Genomic DNA, 7,779 nt, shown 5'->3' on the forward strand with positions numbered 1-7,779 from the left:
GTCGTAAAGTTGTAGCCAAGCGTGTTGTTTATTCCGTATCCAGTCGCAGTCTTTGAATAGTTGATTGTGTAGCCGGCGCCGTCAAGGGTGACGTTGTTTGCGCCGATTGTAATGCAGGTATCTGAAGAATTGATGGACGTATTCAAAACATAATATTCATTTGCGGTGCTTAATGTAACGCCGCAGGCGGATATGTTGGTTAAGGCATAGCTTGGATTAACTGAGAGAAAGAACATAAAGGATAGTGATATGATTAAAATGATTTTTGGCAACGGTTTCATTACAACTACCCCTTTATTTTTGAGCCTATTGTGAGCCCTTTCGGCAAGCACATATACTATACCTCTTCCGGTCAGGCCTAATTTTTTCAGCACTCCTTTGTCAGATAGCTCCTTCAATTCCCGGCTGGCTGCAGATTTTGATATTTCAAGCGCGTATAATTTCTACGATCTTCGGCACCCGAAGAGCTTGAAACCGACATGCTTGTAAAGCGGTTTCATGATTTCGCAACCGACATGCACTTTTTGGCGCAATCCAGCATATCCTTTGCACTCATTTTCTTCCCTTCAAGCAGGCGCAAAATAATGCCTGAAAGCTCTTTTTCGTAGGGCTTTACCTGCATGGCGATATCGTGCTTTGTTTTCGGAACAATTCTTTTCCGCAAAAGGACAAGCCTTCCTGCCTGCAATGCAAGATAAAGCAGCTCGTTTTTAGCCTCGGTTTCATCAATTTTCAGCAATGAATATATTCTTTCCTCAAGCGTTTCACAGTACTTTATTTTTTCCTGGATAAGCTCCTGCGAAAATATCGGAAGAGGGCTTTCAAGAAATCTCACGGCGTATTCCCTGTCGTAGATTATCTTTCCAAAAACAAGAGCGGAAATTATAAAGTCGTCGCCTTTTACGTATTTTTCAGTAAGCTCTTTTTCCGAAACCGAAACAATGTTCGCATTCTCGACAAAGGGGATTTTTTCTTTTTTCCCGCCGACTACCAGAAAATCAAGATCGCTTGTTTTTCTCATTTTTTGCATGGCGGCAGAGCCCACCAACATAACTGATTCGGGGCTCGCCTCAAAGCGGATTTTGTCCGCAATGGACAATATTCTTCTTCCGATGCCGCTTTCCTGCGATTCAAGAAAATCCGCATCAAAGAGAAGCTTCAGCCTTTTGCAGAATATATTGGAAAAATCCAGCTTGTATTTCTTTCCGGATTCCGAAAGAATTCCGGAGTTTACCAATTTACCCATCACCTTATATGTCCAGTTCCGTGAAATATCCGTTTTTTCGCTGATTTCGGCTATTGAAAAATACTCAAACGGGTTTTCATAAAAATTCCTCAGAATTTTTATTTCAGACTCTTTTTCAAGTATCATTTTAAGACGCCTCTTTTTACTAATGCTTCTCTTGCTTCTGCCCTTAGCTCCTCAATTTCTTTTAAAAATTTCAGCACATCTGCCTTAGTATAGCTTTTCGGTATGGAAGTGTACGGATGAAAGCCTGCGGCAAGCCTGTATTTTGAGAGCCGCCCGAATGTTTTCGAGTAGTCTTTTTTGAGCGTTCCAAGGATAAAATAGTCCTTCAATATGTAGCTTTTTTCCTTATGGTCTTTCAGGTAAATGCCGTTTATTCCGGTTTTCAATGAATTCACAACATTTTCTGCAGCAATCCAGACGAAGTACAATGCCTCGTCAATCTTGTCTTCTTCCATGAACCTTTTTGCCTCATTCAACTGCTCTTCTGTTTTGCCCCAGTTTTGCTTTATTCCTTCATTAGTTACCATTTTAATTCACTATTTGTTAACTATAGTTCATATTTTGTATACCGTAGTTTATAAAGGTAATCTACCCGCAAGCATACTATTTGTCTGGTTTCCCTCGCCAAATTCTCCGCTCCAATCATAAGACAAATTCCTGAAAAGTTGATTGACGTATTTAATCCATAATATTCATTTGCGGTGCTTAATGTAACGCCGCAGGCGGATATGTTGGTTAACGCATGCGCCGGCTGGACAGAGAAAAGAACCATAATAAATAATGCGGCGGCGGCTATTGGCCGAACTTGTATTCCTTTTATGAATTTTGAGATAAAGAGCAGGAGGGCTGATGCTAAGCTTAACCGGAATTTTGATTGTAATTTTCTGCCCATATAATTCACATTTGGCGCCTTTTTGGCGCCTTTTTGGCGCCTTTGGCGGCTAAAATATATGCCGTCCCTTTTCCGGTAATGCCTATCTGGCGGAATACTGATTTTTTGACTAATTCCGATAGCTCTCTTGAGGCAGTTCTTTCAGAAGTATTGCAAACCTGTTGATATTCTTTGTTTGTAATTCTTTTGCTCTCTTTTGCATATAAAACCGCTTTTATCTGCCGCTCATTCATGCCCATATCTCTCAGGTATTCCTCGGTGTAAATGTCCTTTCTAAAAATTGCAGAAAGTCCGCCGGAAATCTCCCTGAATTCGAGAAATATTTCTCTCTTTTTGCAAAGCTCAAGCATTCTTGTAGTGCCGCTGCCATATTTCTCGATAAGCTCTGCATCGTAGAATATCTGGGCAATAACCCTGTTTCTTGGAATCGACTTATGATTCTCTTTATATAAATCTCCTATGCTGAGTGCCGGAGGAAGTCTTCCGGGATTCCATATTTCGATTCTATCGTCATAAATCTCTATCTGTATCTCGCTTGGCGCGGTATAATCGCGATGAACTATTGCATTAATAATGCCTTCACGCATGGCTTGCAGCGGATACTCCCAAATTTCTTCTCTTCTCGGTCTTCCTGTAATTTCAAACCTGACGCTTGTATGTTTTTTGATAAAATCCATTGCCTCCTCTACCTGCGCAATCAAATCTCCCTCAATCATTTTGTCATCCAGGATGTTCAGCTTTGAAACTTTGAATCTCCCGCAATGAATTTTTGCCTGCAAAACAAATCTTTGCGGCTCTTCCCCAAAAAGCAAAATGACTGCCCAAGTTGGTTTTCCTTCTTTAATCAAATCCAGTTTTTCGAGAACTTGTAAAGGTTTCTCTGCAATTTTCCTTCTCCCTGCTTCGTTCGCTAATCTGATGTAATTTTTAACTTTTTCTATGTCTATATTTTCGATTTTTGCTTCTCTTGCCGGATAAGAATCCCACGAAGAGCCAATCGTTTGCAGGTGCATTTCAGAAATTTCTTTCGGTGTCAGTTTTTTGTTTCCGTTCCCGACCCTTAAATAACAGACCCCTTTATAGGAAACCGGCTTTAGTGGAGGCTCGGTGATTTTAATTAAAACTATTGTTTTTCCATGAACTTCGTGTTTTTCTATTTCAGGAATCACTATTGGCTCTGTAGCCTGAGAGATTTCATTTACCCAGCTTTTCAGGCTTTCCTTACCAACCGAAATGCCCTTTATTTCTCGTTTATCGTTCACTCCGATAAATATTGTCCCGCCACGAGCGTTTGCAAATGCTGACGTTGTTTCGAGCACATCTTTATCAAAACTTTCTTCGAGCTCCACGGTTTCACTTTCTCCATTCCCGATTATTTTTAACATTTCCTTTTCATCCATAAATATCATCTTTATAGAAATATTTCGTCAAACCCGCACCCTCCGCCGAACTTCCCGTCAACAGTGCAGTTCACGCCGCCATACTGGGTTCCGTCGTTTCCATATCCTGATGAATCCTGCGTACTGTTCGCGATGTTGTTTGAATTGCCGGACAACTCGAGCCAGACGCCGTATCCGCTTGAGCCAAAGGTTGTGATGGTGTTGTTTGAGACGTTGTTTGAATTGCTGGACGATTGGAGCCGGACGCCGTATCCGAATAAGCCCGATGTTATTATAGTATTATTTTGTATTGTTCCGTTTGAAGCGCCATAGAAATAAATCGCGTAAGAGCTTAAAGGCGTTGAATTCCCCTGCAAAATATTCGCATTCTTTATTGTTGTGAAGTTGTAGCCCAACTGGTTGTCTATTGCATACCCCGCCGCAGTCTTTGAATAATTGATTGTATAACCGGCGCCGTCAAGGGTGACGTTATTCTCCTTGATTGTGAAGCACGTCCCTGCGGATGAGACATTCTGCATTAATATGTAACTTCCTCCGGCACGTGTCAGGTTCTGACAAGCATATATGCCATAAGGCGGATTAGCGTCAATTACAACCTGTTTTGTTGCGGTCTGATTCACATTTCCCGCCAAATCCTGTGCGTATGCTGTGTAGTTGTAGATGCCGTCCGGCGTGTTGGTAAAGTTGTGGTATAATCTGTAAACTCCGGCGTTGTAGGATGCGTTGATTTCTTCTGGCGACAAAGCGCGGTTCCAGATTTTGACTTCATCAACATTGCCGCTGAAATTTCGCTTCAAATCAAATCGGTTTCCGATAAAAAGCGGATTGGAATCTTTTCTGAGGATGCCAGTCACGTTTTTAGTATCGCTTAAGTTGCCATCCAAATATAATTTAAAGTCAGTACCATTGTAAGTAATTGCAGTATGGTGCCAAGCATCTTTTGAAATGCTCATTTGACTAGTTGCGATACCTTCGGTAGCGTTGGCAATATCTGCCTGCAAATTGCCAGTTAAGGTTATTTGAAATAAAAACGATCCATTGCTTGACGAATTCCAGTTCGAGACAAAGTATCCTTGTGGTATGCCGGTTGGCGGATAAATCCATGCCTCAACAGTAATATAATCCGGCTCAAGCGAAGCGCTATATGGAACCACAACATAATCGTCCACACCGTCAAAATCAAGCGCATTGCCAAATTTTCCAGTTGTATTTGTTGGGCAGTTTGAGCCGACGCACGTCCCGTTGTTTCCGTATGCTGACCAGTCGCGGAACTTAGTTGAGTTTTCTCCGGATTCATTGTTGAATCTCCACCAGCCAACCAAACCCCTATCAAAATCAATAAATGCGGTCACATTACCTGCATCGGATATTGAAGTATTCACATATGTCCAAGTTCTGCTGACGAAAGAATTATTTGCGTCTGTCGGGGAATAAAATGTTATGGCTGGGACTGCAAAAGCGAAATACGCAAAAAACACCAAGAACACTGCAGCAAAAAATAAAGATACATGGATTTGCGGCCTTGAATACGATTTTTTTATGCAATTTCTGAAATATTTGTTGTATCCGCATGCTTTGCTAAAGATATTTATAATTTTGTGATTCCGAAGGGTGTTAGTTTTCAACGCAAAGCCTGCCTGAAATAAAAAAATGAGAGCGCTAAGAAATGACAAAACAAGAATAAGATTAGAGCAAATGCTAAAATCACGCATCAACAGCACCAGATAACATATATTTTCTCACGATTCTATATATACTTGTAGCGATTTTTTATTGCATTGCAGTAAAAAAGCTTGAAAATAATTCAGATTTTCATGATTTTTTGTGTTTACCGTAAACGACGGAGAAATTTTTGTTTACTGTCAACACACACATATAAAGATGTTTGTTTATCATAAACAAGGGAGATAACTTCAAAGAATTTTAGTGCGAAGTCATGAAACATTTATGTGTTTCAAGCCTTCGAAATTTTCGCTCTGCGATTCAATGCAGGGCTTCAAATGTTCAAAGTGAAAAAAATGGACAGCCAAAAAACATCCATTTCCCTTGAATTGGAAGCGCTGAAAAAAGAGATAACGAAAGTAACTGAAAATCGCGGCGGTTTAGACATCGACTGTGATTTAACAAATGAGTCAGAAGACAAAAGAGAAATCAAAGACACTTCAAATAATAATGTGAGCATTCTTATAACGTATTCCCTCTTAAAGAAAAACAGATCAAAGAAAATGCTTTTCAACTACGAGCTAATAGGCAGAAACGGAAAGGATGGATTGCTTCAGACACTCAATGGAGAAAAGGTCACTTCAGGTTGTTTTATAGCACCTAAAGATAAAGAGAACTCGATTGATGAATTTCTCAAAAAACACGATATTGAATTCTCAAAGAGAAATATAACGCTCATCAATAATTGATCCCTTCAAAAATCAATACATAATCAGTTAAACACACCAAAGGATTAAAAGCCGTGATTTGTTTTAATACGTAATTGACCATCCAGCCGCACCAATCCATCGCTAAATGTGTGAGGTTTTTGACAGGCTGAAGATAACTTCTAACAGTCTATTTCTTATCCCGCCCTTGCAACCAGCACCCAATTGTAGCCGCTGGTGGAGTTTCTCATGCATGCATACATGTAATCATCCACTCCACTCCCTGATTGCTCAAGCCAGAAAGTGCCTCTTTGTGCGGCATCACATGTTGATTTTGAATCTGTTGTATTAAGCCGCATTCCGCCGTTTATTTCTAATTTGGCGGATGGCGAAGCCGTCCCGATGCCGACATTAGTCCCGTTATCGTATATTGAAGATATTCCAACAGTATTCGTTCCGGTGAACTTTGCGACGTAATTCGGAGTTCCAGCTCCGGACATATTCCCGCTTGTCGAATTAAGGGCAACACATGTAAATGAACCATCGCCAAGGCTCTGTATTGCCTCTCCTGCAACACAATTATTTGGATATCCTGTGAGATTGGCCCAGCCAAGACCAAGATCGGCAACAAGCTTTGTCGAATTTATTGAGCCGTCAATTATCTGGACGGTTCCGACAGAGCCCGATGCAAGCTGTAGGTTATTGTATGCTCCTGTAACGTTTCCATCAAATGATGTTGTGTTTTTCAGGATGGAACTCCCTCCGACAATGACATCAGTTCCAAAATATCCATAACGCCATGTATTAGTTAAAGAGCCTATGTCAAATGTATCTGTAAAGAAAGGTATTGCCGAACCGTTTACATTTATTGTTGTGACTCCGACATTTGTGATGTTTCCTATTATGTAAAGATTTTTATTGACTCTAAGGTCGTTTGTGACTGTTATCATCCCTGTTGCCGCAGTTATCTCTCCTGCTGAAACTTTGTTTAAAGAAGCCAAATCAGAAGCAAGATCTCCTGCTGCAATTGAGCTGTCAATGATTTTTGCAGAATTCACTGAATTATCTTCAAGCTGAAGGTTATCCCATGATCCTGTGATATTTCCGCCAGTAAATATTGTGGTTGTATAGAGGCCGTTAGTTACAGTTGCTGCATTTCCAAGTATGTTAATGGCTGTACCATTGACTGCATTAACCATTTCCGTTGTTGTGTTATATGTATCGATATCAGAACCACAAACAGGCACGCCATCAGTTCCTATTGATATAATCTTATCATTTCCCGTGCAAACTAATGAAACAACGCCACCCTTGGTTGTTGCTGAAGGATTTGGAAGGGTTATTGTGTATGCACCGCCGTTATTTGAAACAGTTATGTTGTCTCCGGCAAGGCTGTAACCGCTTATGTTTTCCCATCCCAAAGAGCCGGTCCAGGCAACTCCAAGATTCCAGCTTGTGAGGTTACCCCAATTCAAACCTTGCGTATTTATTACAGTAGGCGCAGTCACAGTTCCGCTTAAATCCCCGCCTATTTGAACATAAGAAGCATTATAAGTGCTTAAAAATAATGCTCTTTCGGTTGCGTTATTTACATAATCTGTTTTTGCAGAGTAATTCGCAATCATGAATGCATCATAACTTGAATTATACGTACTTATTGCACTAGTATTGTCCAAAACTGCATTTCCATTCTGATATATGTTGACGCCGTAAATTCCGGCAGTTGCATTGATATCGCCTACGACATCAAATGTTTTAACCGGAGATGATGTGCCTATTCCGATTTTTGAGCCATCATCAAATATCAGGGAATCTCCCAACGTGCCTGCAGTTATGAACTTAGCAACACGATTCTGAGTTCCTGCA

At 40.6% G+C, this 7,779-nt stretch carries 7 protein-coding genes; 1 reads left to right on the forward strand and 6 read right to left on the reverse strand.

Annotated elements, in window-relative coordinates; translation table 11 throughout:
* From KKB09_01810 to KKB09_01830, 5 genes are all read right to left on the reverse strand, one after another.
* Nucleotides 1-281, reverse strand: a 281-nt coding sequence (locus KKB09_01810; protein ID MBU4299930.1) for a hypothetical protein, incomplete at its 3' end; no start/stop codon positions are given.
* Nucleotides 282-496: 215 nt separating this feature from the next.
* The gene (locus tag KKB09_01815; GenBank protein MBU4299931.1) at nt 497-1,372 is read right to left on the reverse strand and encodes a nucleotidyltransferase domain-containing protein; all 876 of its coding nucleotides are present in this window, start codon (nt 1,370-1,372) and stop codon (nt 497-499) included.
* Nucleotides 1,369-1,779 carry a HEPN domain-containing protein gene (locus tag KKB09_01820; protein MBU4299932.1) on the reverse strand — a complete coding sequence of 137 codons (411 nt, stop codon included), beginning with the start codon at nt 1,777-1,779 and terminating at the stop codon, nt 1,369-1,371. The genes KKB09_01815 and KKB09_01820 overlap by 4 nt, the downstream gene beginning before the upstream one ends.
* A gap of 370 nt (nt 1,780-2,149) precedes the next feature.
* On the reverse strand, nt 2,150-3,544 hold the full coding sequence (locus KKB09_01825; protein ID MBU4299933.1) for a helix-turn-helix domain-containing protein: 1,395 nt from the start codon (nt 3,542-3,544) through the stop codon (nt 2,150-2,152).
* Between the two features lie 11 nt (nt 3,545-3,555).
* A complete protein-coding gene (locus tag KKB09_01830; GenBank protein ID MBU4299934.1) occupies nt 3,556-5,022 on the reverse strand; it encodes a LamG domain-containing protein in 1,467 nt (488 codons plus the stop codon).
* 540 nt (nt 5,023-5,562) lie between these two features.
* Between KKB09_01830 and KKB09_01835 the strand changes: the two genes are divergently transcribed.
* Nucleotides 5,563-5,955: a hypothetical protein gene (locus KKB09_01835; GenBank protein ID MBU4299935.1), complete on the forward strand. Its 393-nt coding sequence runs from the start codon at nt 5,563-5,565 to the stop codon at nt 5,953-5,955.
* Between the two features lie 155 nt (nt 5,956-6,110).
* On the opposite strand, the gene KKB09_01840 is transcribed toward KKB09_01835, so the two are convergent.
* The coding region (locus KKB09_01840) for a hypothetical protein (protein ID MBU4299936.1) at nt 6,111-7,779 on the reverse strand (1,669 nt) is incomplete at its 5' end.

The organism is Nanoarchaeota archaeon (assembly GCA_018897155.1).
Lineage (GTDB): Archaea > EX4484-52 > EX4484-52 > EX4484-52 > LFW-46 > LFW-46.